The sequence below is a fragment of the Haemophilus parainfluenzae genome (assembly GCF_014931275.1).
Taxonomy (GTDB): domain Bacteria; phylum Pseudomonadota; class Gammaproteobacteria; order Enterobacterales; family Pasteurellaceae; genus Haemophilus_D.
This window is the reverse complement of sequence record NZ_CP063110.1, coordinates 1,740,811-1,766,916: the sequence shown is the minus strand read 5'-3', so window position 1 is coordinate 1,766,916 and position 26,106 is coordinate 1,740,811. Positions and strand designations below refer to the sequence as shown.

The 26,106-nt window shown below is 39.4% G+C and carries 23 protein-coding genes, 2 pseudogenes and 1 riboswitch; of the genes and pseudogenes, 9 read left to right on the top strand and 16 right to left on the bottom strand.

The window, feature by feature from the left end:
* Positions 1 to 8 precede the first annotated feature (8 nt).
* From INQ00_RS08555 to INQ00_RS08525, 7 genes and pseudogenes are all read right to left on the bottom strand, one after another.
* A complete protein-coding gene (locus tag INQ00_RS08555; RefSeq protein WP_197546788.1) occupies positions 9 to 368 on the bottom strand; it encodes a YraN family protein in 360 nt (119 codons plus the stop codon).
* Positions 368 to 655 (bottom strand): annotated as a pseudogene (locus INQ00_RS08550) (penicillin-binding protein activator); the annotation flags it as partial. The pseudogene INQ00_RS08550 and the gene INQ00_RS08555, both read right to left, overlap by 1 nt.
* Positions 636 to 1,667: a YeiH family protein gene (locus INQ00_RS08545; RefSeq protein WP_049385178.1), complete on the bottom strand. Its 1,032-nt coding sequence runs from the start codon at positions 1,665 to 1,667 to the stop codon at positions 636 to 638. The gene INQ00_RS08545 and the pseudogene INQ00_RS08550, both read right to left, overlap by 20 nt.
* Positions 1,668 to 1,678: 11 nt before the next feature.
* Positions 1,679 to 2,057 (bottom strand): annotated as a pseudogene (locus INQ00_RS08540) (ATP-binding cassette domain-containing protein); the annotation flags it as partial.
* Positions 2,058 to 2,093: 36 nt separating this feature from the next.
* On the bottom strand, positions 2,094 to 2,678 hold the full coding sequence (locus INQ00_RS08535) for a D-sedoheptulose-7-phosphate isomerase (RefSeq protein WP_178410462.1): 585 nt from the start codon (positions 2,676 to 2,678) through the stop codon (positions 2,094 to 2,096).
* A gap of 12 nt (positions 2,679 to 2,690) precedes the next feature.
* Positions 2,691 to 3,050, bottom strand: coding sequence for a YraN family protein (locus tag INQ00_RS08530; protein ID WP_197546787.1), 360 nt, complete (start codon positions 3,048 to 3,050; stop codon positions 2,691 to 2,693).
* A 3-nt stretch (positions 3,051 to 3,053) separates the two neighbouring features.
* Positions 3,054 to 4,775 carry a penicillin-binding protein activator gene (locus INQ00_RS08525; RefSeq protein WP_197546786.1) on the bottom strand — a complete coding sequence of 574 codons (1,722 nt, stop codon included), beginning with the start codon at positions 4,773 to 4,775 and terminating at the stop codon, positions 3,054 to 3,056.
* 69 nt (positions 4,776 to 4,844) lie between these two features.
* Here INQ00_RS08525 and rsmI point away from each other — a divergent pair, with 69 nt between their 5' ends.
* From rsmI to INQ00_RS08500, 5 genes are all read left to right on the top strand, one after another.
* On the top strand, positions 4,845 to 5,693 hold the full coding sequence (gene rsmI / locus INQ00_RS08520) for a 16S rRNA (cytidine(1402)-2'-O)-methyltransferase (RefSeq protein WP_054418815.1): 849 nt from the start codon (positions 4,845 to 4,847) through the stop codon (positions 5,691 to 5,693).
* Between the two features lie 80 nt (positions 5,694 to 5,773).
* On the top strand, positions 5,774 to 7,222 hold the full coding sequence (gene tldD / locus INQ00_RS08515; protein ID WP_054418817.1) for a metalloprotease TldD: 1,449 nt from the start codon (positions 5,774 to 5,776) through the stop codon (positions 7,220 to 7,222).
* Positions 7,223 to 7,529: 307 nt separating this feature from the next.
* A complete protein-coding gene (gene pntA / locus INQ00_RS08510; RefSeq protein ID WP_054418819.1) occupies positions 7,530 to 9,071 on the top strand; it encodes a Re/Si-specific NAD(P)(+) transhydrogenase subunit alpha in 1,542 nt (513 codons plus the stop codon).
* A gap of 10 nt (positions 9,072 to 9,081) precedes the next feature.
* On the top strand, positions 9,082 to 10,461 hold the full coding sequence (gene pntB, locus INQ00_RS08505; protein WP_054418821.1) for a Re/Si-specific NAD(P)(+) transhydrogenase subunit beta: 1,380 nt from the start codon (positions 9,082 to 9,084) through the stop codon (positions 10,459 to 10,461).
* 119 nt (positions 10,462 to 10,580) lie between these two features.
* Entirely contained in the window at positions 10,581 to 11,420 is an 840-nt protein-coding gene (locus INQ00_RS08500; protein WP_054418823.1) for a hypothetical protein, read from the top strand.
* A gap of 101 nt (positions 11,421 to 11,521) precedes the next feature.
* Here the strand turns inward: INQ00_RS08500 and yedF are convergent, their stop codons facing one another.
* From yedF to moeA, 4 genes are all read right to left on the bottom strand, one after another.
* Entirely contained in the window at positions 11,522 to 11,791 is a 270-nt protein-coding gene (gene yedF, locus INQ00_RS08495; RefSeq protein ID WP_005696304.1) for a sulfurtransferase-like selenium metabolism protein YedF, read from the bottom strand.
* Positions 11,792 to 11,832: 41 nt separating this feature from the next.
* A complete protein-coding gene (gene yedE, locus INQ00_RS08490) occupies positions 11,833 to 13,056 on the bottom strand; it encodes a selenium metabolism membrane protein YedE/FdhT (RefSeq protein WP_054418961.1) in 1,224 nt (407 codons plus the stop codon).
* A gap of 567 nt (positions 13,057 to 13,623) precedes the next feature.
* Complete coding sequence (gene moeB, locus INQ00_RS08485) at positions 13,624 to 14,346, bottom strand: molybdopterin-synthase adenylyltransferase MoeB (protein WP_054418827.1); 723 nt, start codon at positions 14,344 to 14,346, stop codon at positions 13,624 to 13,626.
* Entirely contained in the window at positions 14,346 to 15,563 is a 1,218-nt protein-coding gene (moeA, locus tag INQ00_RS08480; RefSeq protein ID WP_054418829.1) for a molybdopterin molybdotransferase MoeA, read from the bottom strand. Before moeA ends, moeB begins: the two co-directional genes overlap by 1 nt.
* 155 nt (positions 15,564 to 15,718) lie before the next feature.
* On the opposite strand from moeA, the gene folE reads away from it, so the two are divergent.
* Both folE and INQ00_RS08470 read left to right on the top strand, forming a co-directional pair.
* Positions 15,719 to 16,375 carry a GTP cyclohydrolase I FolE gene (gene folE, locus INQ00_RS08475; RefSeq protein ID WP_054418832.1) on the top strand — a complete coding sequence of 219 codons (657 nt, stop codon included), beginning with the start codon at positions 15,719 to 15,721 and terminating at the stop codon, positions 16,373 to 16,375.
* 111 nt (positions 16,376 to 16,486) lie between these two features.
* Positions 16,487 to 17,662 (top strand): multidrug effflux MFS transporter, encoded by a 1,176-nt coding sequence (locus INQ00_RS08470; RefSeq protein ID WP_197546785.1) that lies wholly within the window; start codon positions 16,487 to 16,489, stop codon positions 17,660 to 17,662.
* 83 nt (positions 17,663 to 17,745) lie between these two features.
* Here the strand turns inward: INQ00_RS08470 and aroA are convergent, their stop codons facing one another.
* From aroA to INQ00_RS08455, 3 genes are all read right to left on the bottom strand, one after another.
* On the bottom strand, positions 17,746 to 19,044 hold the full coding sequence (aroA, locus tag INQ00_RS08465; protein WP_054418836.1) for a 3-phosphoshikimate 1-carboxyvinyltransferase: 1,299 nt from the start codon (positions 19,042 to 19,044) through the stop codon (positions 17,746 to 17,748).
* Positions 19,044 to 19,880 carry a formyltetrahydrofolate deformylase gene (gene purU, locus INQ00_RS08460; RefSeq protein ID WP_014065519.1) on the bottom strand — a complete coding sequence of 279 codons (837 nt, stop codon included), beginning with the start codon at positions 19,878 to 19,880 and terminating at the stop codon, positions 19,044 to 19,046. Before purU ends, aroA begins: the two co-directional genes overlap by 1 nt.
* A gap of 71 nt (positions 19,881 to 19,951) precedes the next feature.
* Positions 19,952 to 20,356, bottom strand: coding sequence for an H-NS family histone-like protein (locus INQ00_RS08455; protein WP_049365820.1), 405 nt, complete (start codon positions 20,354 to 20,356; stop codon positions 19,952 to 19,954).
* Between the two features lie 298 nt (positions 20,357 to 20,654).
* A riboswitch (Lysine riboswitch) is annotated at positions 20,655 to 20,832 on the top strand.
* 60 nt (positions 20,833 to 20,892) lie between these two features.
* Here INQ00_RS08455 and INQ00_RS08450 point away from each other — a divergent pair.
* Positions 20,893 to 22,413 (top strand): Na+/H+ antiporter NhaC family protein, encoded by a 1,521-nt coding sequence (locus INQ00_RS08450; RefSeq protein WP_054418838.1) that lies wholly within the window; start codon positions 20,893 to 20,895, stop codon positions 22,411 to 22,413.
* Positions 22,414 to 22,476: 63 nt separating this feature from the next.
* On the opposite strand, the gene cls is transcribed toward INQ00_RS08450, so the two are convergent.
* On the bottom strand, positions 22,477 to 23,937 hold the full coding sequence (cls, locus tag INQ00_RS08445; RefSeq protein ID WP_054418840.1) for a cardiolipin synthase: 1,461 nt from the start codon (positions 23,935 to 23,937) through the stop codon (positions 22,477 to 22,479).
* Between the two features lie 18 nt (positions 23,938 to 23,955).
* Here cls and INQ00_RS08440 point away from each other — a divergent pair, with 18 nt between their 5' ends.
* Entirely contained in the window at positions 23,956 to 24,633 is a 678-nt protein-coding gene (locus tag INQ00_RS08440) for a TIGR01621 family pseudouridine synthase (RefSeq protein WP_054418843.1), read from the top strand.
* A 10-nt stretch (positions 24,634 to 24,643) separates the two neighbouring features.
* Here INQ00_RS08440 and INQ00_RS08435 read toward each other — a convergent pair whose 3' ends face one another.
* Entirely contained in the window at positions 24,644 to 25,954 is a 1,311-nt protein-coding gene (locus tag INQ00_RS08435) for a cation:proton antiporter (RefSeq protein ID WP_197542129.1), read from the bottom strand.
* Positions 25,955 to 26,106: the final 152 nt, after the last annotated feature.

Below are 26,106 nucleotides of genomic sequence, written 5' to 3'. Positions count from 1 at the left end.
AAAAGCCATTAATCGAGAAAATTAGGAATCCATTGAATATCTTGTGGCGTTTTGCCAAAGGCGATTAAATCAAAACGACAATCGGCGTCTTCTAAACTCATGTTTTGTTTCATCAGCCATAAATTTGCCGCATCCAACCATTTTTGTTGTTTTTGCCAATCTACGCTTTCAACAGCGGATCCAAATGTTGAGCTAGATCGTTGACGTACCTCAACAAAAACGATCGTTTGACCGTCTTGCATAATAAGATCCAATTCACCGCATTTGAAATATTGATTCGCAGCGATGAATTTGAGGCCTTTGGTTTCTAAGAAAAGGCGGGCTTGATGTTCAAAGCTCGCCCCTTGTTGACGTTTTAAAGAAAACATTAGTTTGCTACTGGTACAATTGCACCATCTTGATATTGATACCAAGTCATATCTCGTTCAACATTACAATTTGTACCCGCACTTAAAATACCAGTTAAACCACTTAAGCGATATCCTGGTACTTGGCGTAATTCATTAAATTGATTGATGAGTAACCAAGCATCCGCCCCCATTGCATATAAACGCATTAATTGATATTCACCGCCAGTTGTTTTAGCGAGTTTTTGATATTGTGATGAATTGGTTTCTTTAAAAAATGGAATATCACTAAATTGAACACCATTCATTTAATTTTGATATTCCATAGTTCACTAAAAATCCACCAACCACTAGCCATAAATAAATCAGTATCCCTAAAATCAGAGGTTTTAATCCAGCTTTCTTGATTGCGCTTGCTTGCGTAGTTAAGCCAAGGGCAGCCATCGCTGAAATTAATAAGAAAGAATCGATTTCAACTAATAATTTCACGAGTTCTTTTGGTAATAAATCAAAAGAATTAAAAATCGCAACGCCAATAAAAAGTACAGCAAACCAAGGAATTGTAATTTTGTGTGACGTATTTTCTGATACTCCATTACTTCGTGTTAATAACCAAGAAAGCATTAATAAAAATGGTGCAAGCATCATCACTCGGATCATTTTGGAAATGACAGCAGTATTCGCCACGATAGGATCAATATTTTCCCCAATCGCATAAACTTGAGCCACTTCGTGTACACTAGAACCAACATAAATACCAAATTGATGGGCGTTAATTAAATGTTGTGACCACGTGTAGAACAAGGGGTAAGTAAAAATAGCAAGAGTCCCGAAAATGACCACTACGGCAATTGCCACTGAAACTTTATGGGATTCTGCTTTGGTAACAGGCTCTGCCGCCATCACTGCTGCTGCACCGCAAATGCTGCAACCTGCCCCAGTGAGATAAACCAATTGTTTATCCATTTTTAGATAACGAATGCCTAAAAGTGCGGTAAAAAAGAAGGTTGAAATTAGCATGATTGCATCAGTGACGACAGCATTTAATCCGACATCAGCAATATCGCCAAAAGTGAGGCGAAAACCATACAGCACAATGCCAGTGCGAAGAAGCGTGCCTTTCGCAAATAACACGCCTTTTTCCACTTGTGTTGAAAATTGCGGATAAATGGTATTGCCGATTGCCATTCCCAGCAAAATGGCAATAATTAAAGCACTGATATGATAATGATGGGAAAAATCAGTGTTTCCTAAATAGTTAGCAAGTATAGCGATAATCGCGATAAATATAAGTCCGAAATAAAAGGGACGTGTGTTCATTTTTTCTATCCTTAGTGAGTGTTTTTGTCTTTTTACCCAAGCAGTTTCATCTAAAATTTTGCCAAAATAACTTTCCACTAAACGACCAGTTACATCTGTTTGAGGATCGGTAAATAGCGTTTTAGGCGTACCGCTCTTTATCATTTTCCCTTTATCCATCACGATGACTGTGTCTGCAATATGTTTAATCACGCCGAGGTCTTGGCCTACATAAATGTAAGAGATGTCTAAACTTTGCTGCAGATCAAGGGTTAAATTTAGTAATTGAATGCGCACCGAGGCATCTAAATTACCAAGTGCATCATCTATAATAATTATTTCAGGTTCTAAAATCAGCGCGCGTGCCAAAGCGACACGCTGTTTTTGGCTGATAGAAAGATTTTTGAGATTAAATTATTACTAGTTTGAAATTGATTTATTTTGCTGTCAAGCACTTGGGAACAAGGTATGGTCAACTAATTCACAAAGGGCATTGATAACAAAAAGATGGTTTTCTAGGACTCGACTTTCTTTGGTTGCCGGAATCGATATTTCTAAATCACTATCAGCTAAAATTCCTTGAATGGCGTCGTTATTAGAGCCAGTGAGTGCAATGACATTAACTTCTTTATTTACTGCATGAGAAATAGTGTTTAGCACAATTTTCTCTGTTCCCAAAGGTGCAAAAGCGATAAGTAAGTCACCTGGTTTGGCAACAGCATTAAATTGGTGACAATACAATTCTTCAGGCGAGTGTTCAAAAACAAGAGAAGAACCCACCGCACTTTCTAAACTCAAGAGCACAGAGGGAAAACTCGGTCTTGCTAAATCATATCGATTAAGCAAGTTAGATACGAGAAACTGCGCATTGGAATAAGATCGAGAGACGCCACAAGCGATCACTTTATTGCCGCCTAGCAAACATTGCATCACCATTTGGGTAGCGTTAGCAATATTTTCCGACAGCATGCTAGACGCAGCAATTTGAATTTGAATACTTTCGCTATAAATATCTTTTACTTTTTGTAACATTATAAAAAGCCATTAATCGAGAAAATTAGGAATCCATTGAATATCTTGTGGCGTTTTGCCAAAGGCGATTAAATCAAAACGACAATCGGCGTCTTCTAAACTCATGTTTTGTTTCATCAGCCATAAATTTGCCGCATCCAACCATTTTTGTTGTTTTTGCCAATCTACGCTTTCAACAGCGGATCCAAATGTTGAGCTAGATCGTTGACGCACTTCAACAAAAACGATCGTTTGACCGTCTTGCATAATAAGATCCAATTCACCGCATTTGAAATATTGATTCGCCGCGATGAATTTGAGGCCTTTGGCTTCTAAGAAAAGGCGGGCTTGATGTTCAAAGCCCGCCCCTTGTTGACGTTTTAATGAAAACATGGATTAGTTTGCAACCGGCACCACGTTACTATCTTGTACTTGGTACCAAGTCATATCGCGATCCACATTACAGTTTGGACCTGCGCTAAGCTGACCAGTTAAACCGCTTAATGTATAGCCTGGTACTTGGCGTAATTCATTAAAGTGGTTGATGAGCAACCAAGCATCGGCACCCATTGCATATAAACGCATTAATTGGAATTCGCCACCAGTTGAACTTGCCACTTTTTGATATTGTGAAGAATCTGTTTCTTTAAAGAATGGAATATCACTAAATTGAACGCCATTCATTTTTGCATAGTATTCCGCAGTATTGCTTGCCGCATTTGAACGAGAACTTGCATAAATACGAACATTCGGATTGCTTGTATCTAAGTAACCTTTAATTTCCGCTAATTCATCTGGCGATGATACAACATAAAGTCCAGCTGTATCTTGTGAAGCACCTTGGAAGAAGTAGGTAATATCAGCTGGTAAGTTATAGTAGCGAATATTCGCATCTGTACCCGCTAAACTTTGCCAACGTACGTTGAACGCATTCCCCACACGTTGTCCTAAATCATTTTGTGGCATGGCAACGATTGGGTTACGAATACCATCTTTCCACATTTTGTTTGCTGCAGATTCCGCTTCATCTTCAGGTGATAAACCGTAATAGCACACTTGGTTAATCGCTCGTGCATTTGGTGTTGCATTTAAAGCTAACACGTCCATACCTTGCACTTCAGCAGGGTTTGAAATAATGGCATCTACGTTTTGTTTGAGCAATGGTCCTACTAACGCTTTAATACCTGAAGCTTTTGCTTGAGCGATGATCTCGTTAATTGGTGTCGTAGAGGAGTCAAATACTTGTACTGGAATAGTTGAATCGCCTTTTGCTTCATTAAAACCCGATTGAATGGTTGAGCCTAAAATTTGACCATCACCACTTAAAGGTAACACTAAACCAATTTGTGCCACATTAGTTTGTTGGAAATTCAACATACTTTGTAATTCTTTCGGGAATAAGATTGCAGCGGCATGATTTGGATAAGCCGATTTCCAGCTTTGTAACGCTTGGCTTAATTGCACAGGCTGACGAATGTTATCGTTATATGCTTTGATTAAAGCGAGCCAGCCACCTAATGCAACACTGCCTTCATCTGATGTATTATTAATGACACCTGTATTGGCTGAACGCAATAAAGCCCAAGTTTTATCTACATTATCTTGACGGCGTTGTACATCCGTTAAGTTTTCATCCATTTTGATGCGTGCTTTCACTGCTTCAATCACGTCTTTACGATTTTCTGCAGTTTGAGCAAAAGTTTCGTAATAACGAGATTTTTGTGATGGACTTAATTTCGTGAGATCAAGCGCACGTAATTTACTTTCAGCCATTTCATTAGCGCCTTTCGCCGCAGCGATACGTGCTTCAACTAAAGTACGGTCTAATTGTTGCGCTTCGTTTAAGTCAACCAATTCATTTAATAACTCTTCGGCTTGTGGCACTTTATTTTCAGTAATTAATACACGTGCTGCTAAGAGTTTGTAAGTTTGTTGATCTTCTTTATCTTGTGCTTGTCCTAATTTATTCATATAAAATTCAGAACTTGCATTGGCATCACGTTGTAATGTTTGAGTAAAGCTGCTACCAAATAAGTTAGAACAACCCGCTAATGCAATAGACAATAAAATCGGCATTAAACGTTTTTTAAAACGACCGCCTTGTAATAGAATAGACATATTCGCTCCATAATGAATAAATCAATGATGGTCGATCTTACTTATCTCACAATGTAAAAGCAAACAAAAATGAATGATTTAACCGGAATTTTATATATTGTCGCCACGCCAATCGGGAATTTACAAGATATTACACAACGTGCTTTAGAGACCTTTTCACAAGTGGATTTAATTGCTGCAGAAGACACACGCCACAGTGGTTTATTGCTCAGTCATTATGGTATCAAAAAGCCTTTTTTCGCCTTGCATGATCACAATGAACAAGAAAAAGCACATGTGTTGGTAGAAAAGCTAAAACAAGGCACTAATATTGCATTAATTTCTGATGCGGGAACACCCTTAATTAGCGATCCGGGTTTTCATTTAGTGCGTCAATGTCGTGAGGCAGGCATTAAAGTGGTACCGTTACCCGGCGCTTGTGCAGCGATTACTGCATTATGTGCATCGGGCATTGCGTCAGACCGTTTTTGCTTTGAAGGTTTTTTACCTGCGAAAACTAAGGCGCGTAAAGATAAGTTAGAAAACGTCTCAGAAGAAGACCGCACTTTAATCTTCTATGAATCAACCCACCGCATTTTAGATACCCTTGCCGATATGCAAGATGTATTAGGTGGTGAACGCTATGTTGTACTTGCCCGCGAAATTACGAAAACGTGGGAAACTATTGCAGGAGATAAATTAAATGATCTTCGTCAATGGTTAAGTGAAGATCCGAATCGCACGAAAGGTGAGATGGTGTTAATCGTGGAAGGCAAACCCAAATCAGAAGATAGCGAAGAATTTTCTCCGCAAGCGGTTAAAGCCCTCACTCTAATTGCTAAAGAATTACCTTTAAAAAAAGCCGCAGCGATTGTGGCAGAACTTTATGGTTATAAGAAAAATGCCTTATACCAATTTGGATTGGATAATTTAGATTAGTCAAAAAACTACTCCCTCTTTAGCAAAGGGGGGCTAGGGGAGATTTGGCAGAATTAATTTTTATAAATTTCGGAGAACAAATGTTAAAACAGGTTTCAGATACCTTACTTGCACCAAGCAATTTATCTCATCAATCATTGCTTAATATTTTTGATGTGATGTCGCATCGTCATATTGATTATGCGGATCTTTATTTTCAATTAAGCCAAGATGAAAGCTGGGTATTAGAAGACAGTATTATTAAAGAAGGTGGCTTTCATATTGATCGTGGCGTTGGTGTACGCGCAGTTTCTGGAGATAAAACAGGCTTTGCGTATTCCGATCAAATTAACTTAGCGTCATTACAACAATGTGCAGAGGCTGTAAAAGGTATTGCACAAATTAAAGAAGGCAATTTAATTTCGCCTCAAGCATTTAATGCGGTGAATGCAGTTCAGCGTTATGCGGCGATTAACCCGTTAGAAAGTTTAAGTAAAGAGAAAAAGATCGAGTTATTACACTTAGTGGATCGTACAGCGCGATCTGAAGATCCTCGTGTTACACATGTTTCTGCAGCATTAAGTTCGATTTATGAAGAAGTGCTAGTAGTCGCAACAGATGGCACACTTGCCGCAGATATTCGTCCACTTGTGCGTTTATCCATTTCTGTTCTTGTTGAAGAGGGTGGCAAACGTGAGCGCGGTAGTTGCGGTTCAGGTGGACGCTTTGGCTTAGATTGGTTCTTTGAAGTGGTAAATAGGGACATTCGTGCCGTTAATTTTGCCAAAGAAGCGGTTCGCCAAGCCCTTGTGAATTTAAGTGCGGTTGCTGCGCCAGCAGGATTAATGCCTGTGGTATTAGGGGCAGGTTGGCCTGGCGTATTGCTTCATGAAGCAGTGGGGCATGGTTTGGAAGGGGATTTCAATCGCAAAGAAAGTTCCTTATTTACGGGTAAAATTGGTGAGTTAGTGACGTCGCCATTATGTACAATTGTGGATGACGGTACATTACAAAATCGCCGAGGTTCTTTAACCATTGATGATGAAGGTGTGCCTAGTCAATGTAACGTTTTAATCAAAGACGGGATTTTGCAAGGCTATATGCAAGATAAACTCAACGCTCGATTAATGGGTGTGAAACCAACAGGTAATGGTCGCCGTGAGTCTTATGCGCATTTGCCAATGCCACGAATGACGAATACCTATATGTTGGCAGGTCAAAGCAAATTTGAAGATTTAGTAGCCTCTGTGGATCGCGGTATTTATGCACCGCACTTCGGTGGTGGGCAAGTGGATATCACCTCAGGTAAATTTGTGTTCTCGACTTCTGAAGCTTATCTCATTGAAAAAGGTAAAATCACTAAACCCGTTAAAGGCGCGACATTAATTGGCAGCGGTATTGATGTGATGCAAAAAGTTTCGATGGTTGCAGATGAAACTGATTTGGATCTTGGTATCGGTGTATGCGGCAAAGATGGCCAAAGTGTGCCAGTCGGTGTTGGTCAGCCAGCCTTGAAAATAGATGAAATCACCGTTGGTGGAACCAATTAAACATAAGCCCGATAATCATATCGGGCTTTTTATTTCCTTCGTATATAAGTGCGGTCCGTTTTTCATCTATTTTTGATTAGTCAGTTTCTGATGAATAATCATTGCGTTAGGCTAAAAGTTAAACACACCACGCGTTTATCTCGATTCTTTTATGATCCCTATCACAATATCTTGTAAAACCAGTTAAAAAAATTCCCCAAATAACCGTAATAAGTGATACATTTATCGTCGCATGACTTTTTGTCATTTAAGAGACAGGGACAGGCGTGAGTTTGTCTGAAATTTCATCAACCAGAGGGAAACATTTATGTTAATTGGTGTACCTAGAGAACTGCTTGATAGCGAAAATCGTGTGGCGGCGACGCCAAAAACGGTTCAGCAGATCTTAAAACTGGGCTTTGACGTCATCGTAGAACACGATGCAGGATTCAAAGCAAGTTTTGAAGACCAAGCATTTATCGACGCCGGCGCAAAAATTGGCTCAAGTTCAGAAGTGTGGCATTCGGATGTGATTTTTAAAGTGAATCCACCAACGGATGCAGAAATTGATCAAATGAAGGAAGGTGCAACACTTGTGAGCTTCATTTGGCGGGCACAAAATCCGGATTTAATGAAAAAACTCACGTCGAAAAAAATTAATGTATTAGCAATGGATTCTGTGCCACGTATTTCCCGTGCGCAAGCGCTTGATGCATTAAGCTCTATGGCGAATATTTCTGGTTATCGTGCGGTGATTGAAGCGGCTCATGAATTTGGTAGTTTCTTCACCGGACAAATTACTGCAGCAGGTAAAGTACCACCGGCAAAAGTGTTAGTCATTGGTGCGGGTGTTGCAGGTCTAGCGGCGATTGGTGCAGCGAATAGCCTTGGTGCGATTGTACGTGCTTTTGACTCTCGTCCTGAAGTAAAAGAACAAGTACAAAGTATGGGCGCGTCTTTCTTAGAAATTGATTTCAAAGAAGAAGGCGGTAGTGGCGATGGTTACGCGAAAGTAATGTCAGAAGAATTTAACCGTCGTGCGATGGAGCTTTATGCGGAACAAGCTAAAGAAGTGGATATCATTATTACCACTGCAGCGATTCCGGGTAAACCTGCACCTCGCTTAATCACAAAAGAAATGGTTGATTCCATGAAACCAGGTTCTGTGGTGGTGGACTTAGCGGCTGCAACAGGCGGTAACTGTGCTTACACTGAAGCAGGAAAAGTCGTCACCACTGAAAACCAAGTAAAAATCATTGGTTACACCGATTTCCCAAGTCGTTTACCAACACAATCTTCCCAACTTTACGGTACAAACTTAGTTAATTTATTAAAACTACTTTGTAAAGAAAAAGACGGCAAGATCAATATCGATTTTGAAGATGTGGTATTACGCGGTGTGACTGTGGTACGTGATGGAGAAGAAATTCCACCAGCACAAATCCAAGTGTCAGCACAACCAAAACAAGAAGCGAAAGCGGCACAAAGTGCGGTTAAAAAAGAGGAAGAAAAACCAGCTGATCCTCGCATCAAATACGGTGTGATGGCGGGGGTAGGGGTGTTATTCCTCTGGCTTGCATCTGTGGCGCCTGCGGCATTCCTTTCTCACTTCACCGTATTCGTATTGGCTTGTGTAGTCGGTTACTACGTGGTTTGGAACGTCAGCCACGCGTTACACACTCCACTTATGGCGGTAACCAATGCAATTTCAGGTATCATCATTGTGGGTGCATTACTGCAAATTAGACAGCCAACAGGCAACTTCTTTATTGATGCATTAGCCTTTGTGGCAATTTTAGTGGCAAGCATCAACATCTTTGGTGGTTTCCGTGTAACCCAACGTATGTTGGCGATGTTTAGAAAAGGTTAAGGAGAAGACGATGTCTGAAGGTTTAGTACAAGCAGCCTATATTATCGCTGCATTACTTTTCATTATGAGCTTAGCCGGTCTTTCTAAACATGAAACGGCAAAAGCTGGTTGTTGGTATGGTATTGTCGGTATGACAATTGCCCTTATTGCAACCATTTTCGGCCCGCAATCTGAAGGTACATTATGGATCATTATTGCGATGATCGTCGGTGGCGTGATTGGTGTTCAACGTGCATTAAAAGTTGAAATGACTGAAATGCCTGAACTTGTTGCGATCCTTCACAGCTTTGTAGGTTTAGCAGCAGTGCTCGTAGGCTTTAACAGTTACGGTTTAACAAACGAAACTGATCCTGTGTTAATGAATATCCATAACGTTGAAGTATTCTTAGGGATCTTCATCGGTGCGGTAACATTCACGGGTTCTATCGTGGCATTTGGCAAATTAAGCGGCAAAATCAATTCAAAAGCGTTAATGTTGCCACATCGCCATAAATTAAATTTAGCGGCGTTAGTAGTTTCTGCTTTATTGATGGTCGCTTTCTTAAACAACCCAGATAATATCTTCCCAGTGTTACTCATGACCGCGATTGCACTTGCATTCGGCTGGCACTTAGTGGCATCTATCGGTGGTGCGGATATGCCGGTTGTGGTTTCAATGCTTAACTCTTATTCTGGTTGGGCAGCGGCTGCAGCAGGTTTCATGCTAAGCAATGACTTGCTTATCGTCACTGGTGCATTAGTGGGTTCTTCTGGTGCGATTCTTTCTTACATTATGTGTAAAGCGATGAACCGCTCATTTATCAGCGTTATTGCGGGTGGTTTTGGTAATGATGTTCAAGTGTCTTCTGATGAAGAACAAGGTGAACACCGTGAAACAACCGCAGAAGAAGTGGCTGAATTACTTAAAAATGCAAGCTCTGTGATCATCACGCCAGGATATGGTATGGCGGTAGCACAAGCGCAATATCCAGTCGCAGAAATTACGGCGAAATTGCGTGAGCGTGGTATTAACGTTCGTTTTGGTATTCACCCTGTTGCAGGTCGTTTACCGGGTCATATGAACGTACTTTTAGCGGAAGCGAAAGTGCCTTATGACATCGTGCTTGAAATGGATGAAATCAATGATGATTTCGCGGATACCGATGTGGTATTAGTTATCGGTGCAAACGACACCGTAAACCCAGCAGCGATGGAAGATCCAAACAGCCCAATCGCAGGTATGCCGGTGTTAGAAGTATGGAAAGCACAAAACGTTATCGTATTTAAACGCTCTATGGCGGTAGGTTACGCGGGCGTTCAAAACCCATTATTCTTCAAAGAAAACACTCAAATGCTCTTTGGTGATGCAAAAGAACGTGTTGATGACATTCTTACTGCATTAAACAAATAAGCAAAAAACTGAAATAAAACTGACCGCACTTTGAGAGATTAAAGTGCGGTTTTTTATCGATTGAATTTTTCTTGTAATTATTTAGAATCATTCAGTATTTAATTTTTAAAGAGAATTTTATGAATAAATCCTTATTTTTCTTTTTGTTTTTTTCTTTTTCAACTTCTGCTTTCGCATTATTTCCAATTGAGAATGATTGGACAAAGCATCACTTGCAAGGAAAAGTGAAATCAATTAAATCCAAGGATGAAGGTAATTCAGCCTTGCCCGATAATGGGACAGTAAGTTATCTAGATAGCTTTTATAACGAACAAGGCTTTTTGATAAAAGAAAAGGAACAGGGCGTTCTTTTTGATAAAGAAAAGATCACAATTCGTTACTATAAGTATGATGATCAGAATCGATTATTAGAAATTCAAGATGACAATGTAACTGAAACTAATCCAGAGCTCAAAACCTTTAGCAAATTTTATCGTTATTTAGAAAATCAGGATGGTAGTGGTGTGGTGCAGTTTGTGGAATATAAGGACACACCAGATTTTTCATCCTCATATAAAGAACATTTTTATGATAAAGCGGGTACTTTGCTCAAAACTCAAGAGTATGATGTAGAGAATAAAACAACATCAGATATAAAAAAATACGACTATGAGAATGGTAAACTGAGCAAAATATGTCGTATTGAAGATAATGTAGAAAAAGATTGCGATATTTATCATTACGAAAATGATGGTTCATTTACCGAATCTTTAAACGTTTTTATCAATAGTGTGAAAAATTCTTTTGATAAAAATCATCGCTTATTAAAAAGTGAAATGTTTAGCGTTGGAATACGCATCAACTGGATAACCGTATCATACCAATTTGATAAACATGGCAATGTTATTGAAGAGATAATCTATAACAAAGATGGTGTATGGAAAACCAAAAAAACTTATCAATATGAGTATTATGAATAGGATTCAATGTAAGCACTGATAGTAAAATGGAGTTGTTTTTTATCAGATGTGTCTTGCTAAAAAATATAAAAGTGCGGTCAAAATTGACCGCACTTTTTACATTAACGTTGAATCAAATAGCGTAATTTAGTGCCATCTTGTTCCACGCTTAATAGTGTGTAACCGTGGTTTTTAGTATCAACAGGAATGTTGTTGATGGATTGGGCACAGTCACTTAATAGCTCTAAAATTTCGCCTTTTTGTAATTGTGGCATAGTTTCGAGCATCACGATCGCTGGATACGGGCAAGGTTCACCTAGCGTATCTAACGTGTAATCTGGGGTGATGTCTTTTGGATCTTTATCTAATTTTTGAACAACGGTAAATGCCATAATAATGTCCTCTTTTTTTGAATGAATTCGTTAATATTTAATTAGCAACCACAAGCTTGTGGATTTGCTGCAGCGATTTTTGCTTTGGCTTTTTTCAAGAAGTGGTGTTCCCACCAAACAACAGCGATTAAGCAGAGAATAAGCAAGCCGTAATTTACTAATAAACCGCCAACTGGGCCAAAGGATTTCAATAAGTTAAGTTTTTCGTAATCTAACGCAAGGACAGGGGCAAGATCGTCCCAGGCGTAGGCTAAATAGGTTGAACCAACAACATTACCCACACCCACCCACATAAAGTGAACTTGACCTTCCATTGAGCGATACATCCAACCGGTTTCACATCCGCCCGCTAACACAATACCGAAGCCAAATAATAAACCACCGATAATGGCATTTGGACCCGCCCACATGATTTTGGCTGGTACGCCTAATTGAATGTAGCTGAATACGCCAAGCGTACCCACGATAATACCGAAGATGATGGCTTTTGCCATATAAGCACGGCCCGTTACCCATAAATCACGAAAAGCCGATGTAAAGCAGATTTGAGCACGTTCAATTAATAAGCCAAATGCTAAACCACAAAGCATTGCAAAACCCAGTTTGACGGAGTTTGTCATCACATAAAGGGAAGCGATAAGATAGGCAAAAAAGACCACCATGCCAATCCAAAAACGACGATTTGCTTGTTTCGGATCAGTTTCTTGTAATTTTGCTGCGCCTTTTTTCAATTCTAATTTCACGCGGAACATCGGAAGTAAGGTGACTTTTACCCCAGCATAAGTACCTACGGCTGTGGCAATAGTAAAGAACCAGGCGTGAACCGAAAATTGTGGAATACCCGTGAAGAGAGAGGCAAGGTTACAGCCCATTGCTAAACGTGCACCAAAACCGGCTAATGCACCACCAATGAGGGCTTGAACAATGCGACGTTTGTGTGGTTGATTACGCCATTTTACGTTGTTTGCCCAAAGTGCGGCAGAAATACATCCCGCGAACATACCTAAGATCATCACGCCATCAATACGGGTGAAGATCGTGCCTTGCATGCCGATAATTTTATAATAGCTCCAGTCGGACACATCGACGCCAAGTGCTTGCAAAGCATGACCGCCCCAACGGGTAAATTCCCCGGTAACTGCCCAATAAGTGCCAGTTACCCCAAAGTAATAAGCTGAAATGAGCCCTGCAGCAATAACTGCCGCGACAGGATTCCAGTATTTGATCAGATAATTTTGTTTAAATTGCTGCAAAATCTCTTTCATGAGTGAGTAAATCCTTAAAATGAAATGATGATTTGCAAGTGCGGTATAAAATGAAGAGATTTTTGAAGTGTCTGCCATTTTCCTATACACAAAACTTGCGATATAAGACAAATGAATTGTCGAGCAAGATAATAGCATTTGTTTTTTGTTAATGCACGAGGGGAGGGATAATTATTTGTGGGTAATTTTGAATTTTAAGATGATAGAATAAAGTCAATCTATAGCCCTTATTTTTTCCTCAATATCAATTTTTCAATTAAAAAAACGAAGACTAGGGTAATAAGCATCGTAAGTCCACCAGTTAGAATAGCGAATAAACAAATTACCCAAGCAGATTTGTCCATATTAAGGAAAGCAAAGAAATAGAAACCAAATAGTAGGGAAAATACACACCATAATCCCCAACTTAATTTGGAATATTTATTGAATAGGAATTCAAATAATCCTTCAAAAAATAAACGGAAAATACATTCAAAGAGAATATGGCCCATACGTTGTTTCAATGATAAGTCATAATAATGATTCGCTTAGACAAAGTTTCTGCTAGCCTAAATGTTAAGAGAAAACTTAAACAGGCAATTTCATTTCTCGGATACGCATGGTTAATCCATCGATTAACAATAAACGTCCACATAAATTTGAACCGATTTTTAACCGCACTTTGATGGCTTCTAAGGCTTGAATAGAGCCAACAATACCTACAATTGGCGCCAGTACGCCAGCTTCTACGCAGCTTAAAACGTTTTGTCCAAAGAGTTGGCTAAGTTGGCGATAGGTTGGAGTATTGGGTTCGTAAGTAAAGACGGATACTTGTCCTTCTAAACGAATCGCCGCACCTGAAATTAGCGGGATCTTCGCTTTCTCACAACCACTATCGAGCGCATTACGAATATCCACGTTATCGGTACAATCTAATATCACATCAAAGTGCGGTATGATTTCCGCGAGTTTTTCTTCGGAAAGTTGCGCATAGATGGTTTCAATTTCGACATAAGGATTAATCTGTTGTAACGCGATTTTAGCCGATTCCACTTTAGGCATATTTAATCGGCTATCAGTATGTAACACCTGACGTTGCAAATTAGAAAGCGATACAGTGTCAAAATCCAACAAAGTTAAATGACCCACACCAGCGGCGGCAAGATATTGACTTGCCGCACAGCCTAAACCGCCCAGACCGACAATTAACATTCGGCTGTCTTTCAGCTTTTCTTGTCCGTCAAAATCGACTGCTTTTAAGATGATTTGGCGGTTATAGCGTAGTTCTTCTTCGTAGCTTAATTCAGCCATTATTGCCCCAATAGGTGATTAAACGGTTCAATGGTAACGATTTCGCCTGCAGCCACATTGCCGCGATCTTTTTCGAGGCGAATAAAACAGTTACTTTTCACAAAAGAACTGAATAAATGCGAGCCTTGGAAACCCACTGGGTGTACTTCAAGTTGACCATTTTCATTAATTTGATAGAAACCACGTTGGAAATCTAAACGTCCTGGTGATTTCTTTAAATTGGTTTGGGCAATTGCTTGAAAGTGCGGTTGTTTTTTCGGGTGTTTTTTACCGCTTAATTTGGCAATAGCCGGTTGCACTAATTGATAGAATGTCACTAATGCAGAAACGGGATTGCCGGGTAAACCGCAGAACCAAGCATTTTCTAACTTACCGAAAGCAAATGGCTTGCCAGGTTTCATCGCAATTTTCCAGAAATTCACTTGGCCCACTTTTTCTAATACGGTTTTCGTGAAGTCTGCTTCACCCACCGAAACACCACCGCTCGTGATAACAAGATCGGCCTGGGCTTGTGCTTTCACAAAAGCCGCTTCAAATTCTGCTTGGTTATCCGGCAGAATACCGAAATCAAGCACGTCACAATTTAACTTTTCAAGCATTAATTTGACGGTGAAACGGTTGGTATCGTAGATTTGTCCCGCTTCTAATGGTTTGCCAACAGGCACTAATTCATCACCCGTTGAAAGCACGGCTACTTTTAAGCGTGGGAAAGCTTCCACTTCAGCGATGCCTAATGATGCAAGTAAAGGTAAAGAAACGGCATTTAATTCATCCCCTTGATGTAATACCACATCACCTTTTTTCACATCCTCACCAATACGACGGATATTTTGATTGGCTTTTGGTAATGCGGAAAAAGTCACAGAACCATCTTCATTAACGGTGACATCTTCTTGCATAACTACTGCATCAGCACCTTCTGGAATCATCGCACCCGTCATAATTCTGACCGCACTTTGTGCTACCCATTCCCCTTGAAACGGATTACCTGCAAAGGATTTTCCTGCGACAGAAAGCGTCATGGATTGCTGTAAATCGGCTAAACGAACTGCATAGCCATCCATCGCGGAGTTATCAAAAGAAGGCACGTTAATCGGAGAAATCACATCTTCCGCACAGATACGATCAGCAGCTTCAGTTAAAGCCAGTGTTTCAGTTTTTGTTGGGAAGGGAAGTTGGTTGAGCATTTGCGCCAAGGCATCTTCAAGTGGCAACATAATCAATCCTTTGGGTTGAGCGAAATAAAAGTGGATATATTGTAGCCCGAAATACAATATGAAGGAAATTAATAAATTAGGGTGATTTTTCGCATTTTACGAATAATTCATCTTTTGCTAAAATGACGCATTATTTTTTTATAAATGGAAAGTGAATGAACGCTATTTCACCTGATGCGGAAAGTGTCCGCCGCGCCTTGGTAGCCAAAGGCATCGAAACACCAATGATTGATTCGACTCAATGTAAAGATGAGCGCCGTGTGGCGATTGCTTCGCATATGCGTGAAGTGATGAAATTGATTGGATTAGATCTACGTGATGATAGCTTAGAAGAAACGCCAAATCGTTTAGCTAAAATGTTTATTGATGAAATTTTCAGTGGAATGGACTACGCCAATTTCCCGAAAATGACGAAAATCAAAAACCAAATGAAAGTGAGCGAAATGGTGCAAGTGAATGACATCACGTTGACCAGTACTTGCGAACATCATTTTGTGACGATTGATGGTAATGTCGCCGTCGCATATTACCCGAAAGATTGGGTGATTGGCTTGTCTAAAATCAATCGCATTGTGGCGTTTTTTGCGCAACGCCCACAAGTACAAGAGCGTTTAACTGAACAGCTTTTAACGGCATTTCAAACCATTTTAGAAACTGATGATGTGGCAGTTTATGTGAAAGCGACACATTTCTGTGTGAAAGCTCGCGGAGTAAAAGATACCCATAGTTATACCGTGACATCAGCCTATGGAGGGGTCTTTTTAGAAGATCGCGAAACTCGCAAAGAATTTTTATCTTCCATTCAGAAGTAATGAGCAGAAGCACCGAATACTCGGTGCTTTTTTGTTTATTAATTGTACGAATATAATTTAAAATCAGCCTTTTCATTTTTATTTCGATTTTTATTTTTCTTGAGGATTCTCATGATGAAAGCAAATTCAAAACTTTTTCTTGTGTTATTACTCGGTGTCCTTTCAGCCTTTGGTCCGTTTGTGGTGGATCTTTATTTACCTTCTTTGCCACAACTTGCTACCTTTTTTGAAACAAGTGCTTCAATGACACAACTTACGCTCACCACTGCCATGATTGGTCTAGCGGTGGGGCAGTTACTTCTTGGTCCTCTCAGTGACAAATTTGGGCGAAAAATTCCGCTTATTATTTCATTGGTAATTTATATTATCAGCACGATCTTAATCGTTTATGCACCAAATATTGAAGCGATGATTGTCTTGCGTGTGATTCAAGGGCTTTCTTCAGCAGGAAGTGTGGTTATTTCTCGTGCAGTCGCAACGGATCTGTATCGAGGCCGTGAAATGACTCGTTTCTTTGGTTTATTAATGACAATTAACGGACTCGCCCCAATTATTTCACCAATCCTTGGTAGTTTATTGTTGGAATACATCAGTTGGAAAGGCATATTTATTTTCCTTGCATTGATTGGTGTGATTGTTTTGCTTTTCTGCTTCCGTTTAAAAGAAAGCTTAAGTGTTGAAAATCGCTTACAAGGTTCAATATTTTCTACCTTTTTGACGTTTGGTGTGATTATCAAAAATCGCTTATTTATGAGTTACGTAGGAATTCAAAGTTTCTTACTTGGTTCCATGTTCGCCTATATTGCGGCTTCGCCATTTATTTTTCAAAGTTTTTATGGATTGAGTGCATTTGTCTTTAGTTTATGTTTTGGTGCAAATGGCGCAGCGTTAGTCATCGGAGCAAATATTGGCGGTAAATTGCCAAATCGTAAGGCTTTAGCTATTGGCGTATTTACTTTTGTGATGGCTGCACTTTATACCATTGCCGTATTAATTATTCAGCCATACTGGTTGTTTGTTGAAATTGGTTTCTTTGCGATGTTGTTATTAATGGGCATTACTTTCCCGGCTATTTCTTCTTTAGCGATGGAAAGTGAACGTCAATATGCAGGCAGTGCATCAGCTTTATTAGGCTTTACTCCATTCTTTTTAGGTGGAGTGGTTTCACCATTAGTCGGGATAGGCAATATTTTCTATTCAACGGCATTGGTCATTTTGGCTTGTAGTGTATTAGCTTTAGTTATTTATTGGATGGTTCGTCATAAAATTCCAAATTCAGCAGAGTAGTGAAAAGTGCGGTCATTTTTGACGGCGTTTTTGAGAAAGAAAAAGGCAAACTTCAATAGGTTCGCCTTTTGTTATTTTAGCAATTAGTTTCGAATACTTAACTTCTCAAATTCATCGAAGAATGTTGGGAACGTTTTAGCCGTACATTTCGGATCTAAAATCGTGACGGGTGTATCCGATAATGCAATCAATGCAAAGCACATTGCCATACGGTGATCATTATAGGTATCAATTTCGGCATGTTTAAATTGAGAAAGGGCAAGCGGTTGAATGCGAATAAAATCTTCACCTTCTTCAACTTCCGCACCGACTTTTCGTAACTCAGCAGCCATAGCTGAAAGGCGATCAGTTTCTTTCACTCGCCAGTTATAAATATTGCGAATAACGGTTTCACCCTTAGCAAATAAGGCGGTTGTGGCAATCGTCATGGCTGCATCAGGAATTTGGTTCATATCCATATCAATGCCATGGAGTTCAGCTTGTTCTGCTTGAATAAAATCTTCACCCCAAGTGATTTTGGCTCCCATTTTTTCTAGTACATCGGCAAATAGGCGGTCGCCTTGAATTGAATGCTTACCAATTCCTGTCACTTTTACATTGCCTTTAATCGCGGCGGCGGCAAGGAAATAAGAGGCAGATGAAGCATCACCTTCCACCATATATTTGCCAGGTGAGACATAGGATTGGTTACCTTTCACCTTAAACACTTGATAATGTTGATTTTCAACCGAAACACCAAAATCTTTCATCATGGCGAGGGTAATATCAATATAAGGTTTTGAAACTAAATCACCCACAATATGGATATCTAAATCGCCTTCAGCAAGAGGTGCAGCCATTAAAAGTGCGGTCAAAAATTGAGAAGAAATTGAGCCATCAATTTTAACCACGCCACCGTTAATCCCTTGATTACGAATCGCAAGCGGTGGGTAACCGTCATTTTCTAAATAACGAACATTGGCCCCCGCTTGAAGAAGTGCATCAACCAAATGTTTGATTGGGCGTTCTTTCATTCGAGGCTCACCGGTCAAAATGACTTCTCCTTCAGCGTTGCCTTTTAAACAAAGCGCAGCTGTTAAAGGTCGCATGGCGGTGCCGGCATTACCGAGAAACAGTGATAAGCCATTTTCAACCTGAAATGCGCCACCTAAACCTTCAACTTCACAGCAAGTTTTGTCTTCAGAAAGCTGGTAATTTACACCTAAAGCTTTAAGGGCGTTTAGCATATGACGAATGTCATCACTGTCTAACAAGTTAGTGACCGTTGTGGTGCCTTTAGCTAATGCTGCTAATAATAATGCACGGTTTGATAAACTTTTCGAGCCAGGTAAGTTGATCTCACCTTCAATGCGAGAAATTGGCTCTAAAGTGATTGCTTTCATTACAAGACCACCGTTTTATTTTTATACACAAAAATACGATCATGTAAGGCAAGATCAAGCGCACGGCTTAATACTGTTTTTTCCACATCACGGCCTGCACGCATCATGGCATCGGCAGAGTAGGTGTGATCCACATTAATCACATTTTGCATAATGATCGGACCTTGATCCAATTCATTATTAATAAAGTGAGCCGTTGCACCGATGATTTTTACGCCGCGCTCATAGGCTTGTTGATAAGGTTTTGCACCAATAAATGCCGGTAAGAATGAATGGTGAATATTAATCACACGATTTGGATAACGCGCCACGAATTCCGGATTTAGTACACGCATATATTTTGCTAATACAATGTAATCAGGCGCATATTCATCAATTTTTTCAGCGAGCAATTTATCGTGTTCTACACGAGTGAGACCTTCATGGCTGACACAATGGAATGGAATATCAAAGCGTTCAACTAATTCGCGTAAATTATCGTGATTGCCAATTACTGCCGCAATTTCTACGTCTAACGCACCGTAGTAATTTTTCATTAAAATATCACCTATGCAGTGTGCTTCTTTGGTGACTAAAATTACGATACGTTTACGTTTTGCACTGATTAGGCGACAGTTTGTCCCTTTCGGCAAACTATAATCTAAATCAGCCAGCAGGGTTTCTTCATTAAAAATCCCTTCTAATTCTGTACGCATAAAGAAATGCTTTGTTTCAAAATCAACAAACTCATTATTGTGAAGGATATTTAATTGATGTTTGTAACAAATATTGGTGATTTTAGCGATTAAGCCTTTATCGTCTGGACAGTCGGTCAGTAATATTTTCTTTTCTAACATAATGAATATTTTGCAAGGTAAATAAAAAAAGAGAACCCATAAAAATGGGTTCTGCATCGTTGATAATGAAATTAGATTTCGAAAGAAGCTAAAGAGGCACCTTTATCTAAGGCCTTTTGAATCACACGAGGTGTACGGCCTTGGCCAGTCCATGTTCTTTCTTGACCAGTTTCATCAGTATATTTGTATTTTGCTGGACGAGGTTCACGTTTTTTACGAATTGAAGAAGGGGCAATACCGATAATTGCAGTTAATTCTTCCGCAGTGATACCTTCTTGTTTAATTAATTCTTTATATTTGGCAATACGAGCACGACGTTCTTGTTCAGCTTGTTCAATTTCAGCCGCTTGAGCACGTTTTTCTTCAACGGCAGCTTGTAATTTTAAAAGTGAGCTTTCGGCTTGCTCTAATGTTAAATCGCGTACAGCAGCACGTAAACTACGAAGGTTCGTTAAACCTTTTGTTAATTCGTTCATTATTACCCCTTTATATGTGTGAATGCTTAATTATTTTCTAGATATATATAATAGCGAAAATAATATATTTGGTAAATATGAATTAGCCTAAATACGGGAACTAATTGGTCGGATGTCCTCATATTTCACTGTATAAAGTTGATTGTTTTTCCATGTATTGCAAACGTTTGCTTATAAAACAACTTAACAAAGTCTTAACAACCTCATTAGAAACTTTAAATTAAAAAATAGATTTAGGGGAAAGTATAAGATTTTATTGGTAATTTCATTCATTTTAATGTAATCTCTCACCATCCTATACAACAGTAGAGGTGCGATCATTATGAGTATTTTCCTGGAGTGGATAGCGTTGAAGGGAAAGGAAAGGAATGATTGCCGAAATCGAATAGGCGTCATCTTATTCGGTTGGTTACGTCTTCGAAAGGAACGTGACTGTCATAGTTTTTGTGTATTAACTATGGAGCGCTACGGTTCGGTCTGGTCATGCTTGTGTCTTTTCTTGCCGTTGTCTCCATTAAATTATTAGGTATAACTTAATGGAACTAGTCGATTATTCTTCATCTATTTATTCAATTATCCCCGCATTACTTGCGATTATTTTAGCGATTGCAACACGTCGGGTTTTGGTGTCTCTGAGTGCAGGGATTGTTGTCGGTGCATTAATGTTGGTTAATTTCAACCCATTGAATGCATTCATTTATTTAAAAGATAATGTTGTTGCATTAGTTTATAGTAGCGAAGAAGGCATGAATTCAAATATGAATATCGTGTTTTTCCTCGTTTTACTTGGCGTATTGACCGCACTTTTAACCGTGTCAGGCAGCAACCGTGCGTTTGCTGAATGGGCACAAAATAAAATTAAAGGTCGTCGTGGTGCGAAATTATTAGCGGCATCTTTAGTGTTTGTGACATTTATCGATGATTACTTCCACAGTCTTGCTGTCGGTGCTATTGCTCGTCCAGTCACTGATCGTTTTAAAGTTTCTCGTGCAAAATTAGCGTACATTCTTGATTCTACTGCTGCACCAATGTGTGTCATGATGCCAGTATCAAGCTGGGGAGCATATATTATTACTCTCGTAGCAGGTTTATTGGCGACTTACTCTATTACCTCTTATACCCCTATGGGCGCATTCGTTGCCATGAGCTCAATGAACTACTATGCGATCTTCTCATTATTAATGGTGTTCTTTGTTGCTTATTTTTCATTTGATATTGCATCAATGGCTCGTCATGAAAAATTAGCCATGGAACGTGATTATAAAGAAGAAGTCATTGAAGGTGTAAAAGGCAAAGTTCGTAATTTAATTTTACCGATTGTGGTTTTAATTGTTGTGACTGTATTTATGATGATCCACACGGGGAGTGAAGCCTTAGCGGCAGATGGAAAACCATTTAGCATCTTAGGTGCATTTGAAAATACAACCGTTGGTATTTCGCTTGTGATTGGTGGTTCAAGTGCGGTTGCAATGTCAACATTATTGATTATCCTTGAGCGTCAAGTTTCTTTACAAGAATATGGAAAAGCATGGATTGCTGGTATTAAGTCCATGTTAGGTGCAATTGCCATTTTATTCTTTGCTTGGACAATTAATAAAGTAGTAGGTGATGCTCAAACAGGTAAATACTTATCTTCTTTAGTGAGTGGTAGCATTCCTGTTCAATTTTTACCTGTTCTTTTATTTGTACTTGGTGCGGCAATGGCGTTCTCAACAGGGACAAGTTGGGGAACATTCGGGATTATGTTACCAATCGCAGCAGCAATGGCAACCAATTCAGCACCAGAGTTATTACTCCCTTGTCTTTCAGCCGTAATGGCTGGTGCAGTATGTGGAGATCATTGTTCGCCAGTTTCTGATACGACTATTTTGTCATCAACTGGGGCAAAATGTAACCATATGGATCACGTCACCACACAATTACCTTATGCAGCAACAGTTGCTACGGCAAGTGCAGTGGGCTACATTGTGGTTGGTTTTACAGAATCAGGTTTAGCGGGATTTGTTACAACTGCAGCAGTATTAGTTGCTTTAGTGTTTATCGTGAAAAAACGTTAATCGATAAGTGAAATAAAAGAGGGCGTATCATATGATACGCCCTTTTTGTATCGGTTATAAAAATTAGAGTAATGGACTAAACAAGAAAAATAACCGTTCGATAATTCGATGATAGAAAGGTCGATTGATCCATTCTTGCATATTGAGTGCAGAAGAGTTCGCTAAATAATTTTCATGGAGTGTGGCCACTTCATTGGCAAAATTACGATCTTCTACGGCAACAGTGATTTCAAAGTTAAGCAGGAAACTGCGTAAATCCATATTTACCGTACCAACGAGTGCAAGCTTGTTATCGATTAACACACTTTTTGTATGGAGAAGTCCTGCTTCAAAATGATAAATTTTGACACCTGCTTCGAGTAAATCATCAAAGAACGTTCGACTCGCCCAACGAACCATCAAGGAATCATTGTTTTTAGGTAAAATAAGCGTGATATCAACACCACGGAATGCAGCAATACGTAATGCTTCAGCAATACTGTGACTTGGCACAAAATAAGGTGAGGTAATCACAATGCTTTCTCTCGCAGCATAAATCGCGGTGGCAAGGGATTGTGCAATTAAATCATCCGGGAACGCCGGACCACTCGCAATAACTTGCACAGAATGGGTGTCGTTATCGTCAATTTCCACAAGTGGACAATTTGGCAATAAAAGAGGTAATTCTTCCATGGTTTCAATTTCCCAATCCCAAGCATGTAAGCTGTTTAAAATCGGTGAAACAGGACCGTTGATTCGCACCATCACGTCTATCCAATTGCCTACGTTGCTGTCTTGTTTGAAGAAATTTGGGTCCACCATATTCATACTGCCTGTATAGGCAATTTGATTATCAATGATGATGATTTTACGATGTTGACGTAAATCAATTCGGCTGAAGAACATCCGGAATAAATTTACATGTAGCGCTTCGGTAATTTCAATGCCTTTTTCTCGCATTTCTTTACAAACAAGGCTTTTCAAAAAAGCATTACTGCCAACGGAATCGAGTAAAAGACAAACTTTAACTCCACGTTGCACGGCTTCTTCTAAGGCTTGTTTCACTTCATTAATCATGCCATCATTGCTCCAAATATAGAACACCATATTAATGGAATGATGTGCTTGTTGAATATCACGAATGATACTTCGAATGATGCTTTCTGGCGTGTCGAGAATATGTAATTCATTACCTCGAATGTTCGGAATACCTAAGCGGTGGTGGACTAGTTTAAATAAAGCACGATAACGAGGATCCTGGGAATGTGTAACCAGATCTTTTTGTTCTGACAGTTGCTGAAGCCATTGGGTATATTTAGGTTTTAACAATTGAAAGGCTTTGGCTCGGCGCGTACCTAGTTTAATCTCACCAAAAATTAAATAAGCAATGACGCCAATCAGTGGCACAAGGTAGATAATCATCAGCCATGACAACGTAGCAGAAACCGCTTGTTTTTTGACGAGTAAACGCAAGGTGACAGAAATAACTGCTACCCAAATTAACACGGGAATAATATAAACCAGTATAATATGTTCAAAACTCATTAATTTTTGACCGCACTTATGAAATTAGACATTATTTATCAGACCGATGATTTTATCATTATTTATAAGCCTTGTGGGATAAGTGTGCATAAAGATCAGAGTGAAATTGGTTTAACCACTTTGCTTGCTGAGCAGTTTGGCGTGCCACAAGTCTGGCTTGTACATCGGTTAGATAAAGTGACATCTGGTTTGCTCATTTTAGCATTGAATGCTGAAAGTGCGGCTGAATTTTTCCGACTTTTTTCTGAACATCATATCCAAAAGACTTATCTTGCACTCAGCAATCAAAAGCCAAAAAAGAAGCAAGGATTGATTGTCGGCGATATGCAAAAGGCTCGTAATGGGGCTTGGAAACTTTGCCAATCAAAAGAAAATCCCGCAATTACGCGTTTTGAAAGTGTAAGTTGTGAGCCTAATTTACGATTATTTATCTTAAAGCCACAAACAGGTAAAACCCATCAATTGCGTGTGGCGATGAAAAGCTTAGGTAGCCCGATTTTAGGCGATGCGCTTTATGGCAAAAAGATGGAAAAAATTGACCGCACTTATTTACACGCCGCAAGATTGCAATTTGAATTTAAAGGTCAGGCATTTGATGTGTTCATCCCTCCGAAAGAAGGAGAGTGGTGGCATCGTGATGCTGTTCAATCTCAGATTCAAAAATTTGGCTCAGCAAATGCTGAGCCAAAGAAATAAACGTGATTGATTATTTCGCTAATCCGATACCCGTATAGCCACGTTCACGCATAGTAGCTTCTTTTGATTTACGAATTAAGGTCTCAATTGTCATGCCTTGTACGAGAATTGAGAATGCCACTACCGCATATGTCATACCTAAGATAAGATCACGAACATCCATTTCTAATCCTTCAATATAAAATTGGCCACTTGGAATAGAAAGCGCCATAGCGAGCGCTAATCCACCTCGTAATGCGCCCCAAGTGAGTACTTTCATGGTGTAAGGGTTGTATTTACGGTAGCGTTTCATGACTTGGAATGGTAACCAAACACTTGCATAGCGACAGATTAAGCAAACCGGAATAGCGAGGAAAATTAAGATTAAACCTTGCCAAGACACATGAATCAATAAAATTGCTAAGCCTATCAATATGAAAAGTAAGGAGTTGAGGAAGTGATCAATCATTTCCCAAAAGTGATCTAAATAGCGTTGGCTTTGTCGAGAAAATCCAGTGTATCTTGTCCAGTTCCCGATTAAAATCCCTGCGACAACCATAGCTAATGCACCTGAGACGTGCAAGAGATTAGCAAGCATAAAGCCCGCGGTTGGTACAATTAAGGTTAAGAGAATTTCTAGCGAACCATCATCTGTAGCTGAAATCAAATAATGGGCGAATAGGCCTAAAACCAATCCAAATACAATTCCGCCTAAAGCTTCTTTAAAAAATAAATGGAGAATACCGCTTGCTGTCGGTTCATGACCGCCAAATGCGACGGCAAAAACCGTGGTGAAAATTACTAAGCCAATCCCATCATTAAAAAGTGATTCGCCTTCCACCTGCATGGATAAGCGTTTTGGGGCTTTTAAGTTTTTGATAATGGCAAGTACGGCAATAGGGTCATCCGGCGATATCAGTGCACCAAATAAGATGCAGTAAATTAAATCAATATTCCAGCCAAAAAGTAAGGCAATACCATAAAGTAGAAAACCAATAAAAAAGGTTGAAGCGAGCGTTGAGAACAGGGCGAAAGTGGTAATTTCCCATTTTTGATTGTTCAATACAGGGAGTTTAATGCCCAAGGCTCCAGCAAAGAGCAAAAAACCTAAAATTCCATTTAATAAGAAATCTTTAAAATCGATACGTTCAATAACACGTGTTGCAATATCATCTAAATTAAACCAGTTGAAATAACCCAGCAAAACTAGAAACAGTGAGCCCGCCATGGAAGTGGCTGTGATAGCGATCGTATATTGGATCTTATCATTCAGTTTACGAGTGATAAAACTGATTAAAATAGCTATTGTGGTGAGAAAACACAAGTAAGTATAAATATTCATAAAATGATCCGAGTAAGGTAATAAAAATGCGGCCAGTATAAGCAACTTAGTTTTATTTATAAAGTGAGTTTTTAGGAAAAATTTTAATGAGAAAGAAGGATCAAAATTCATTTGATTAAAACTGAAGAGTAATTACATTAATAGGCGTAACT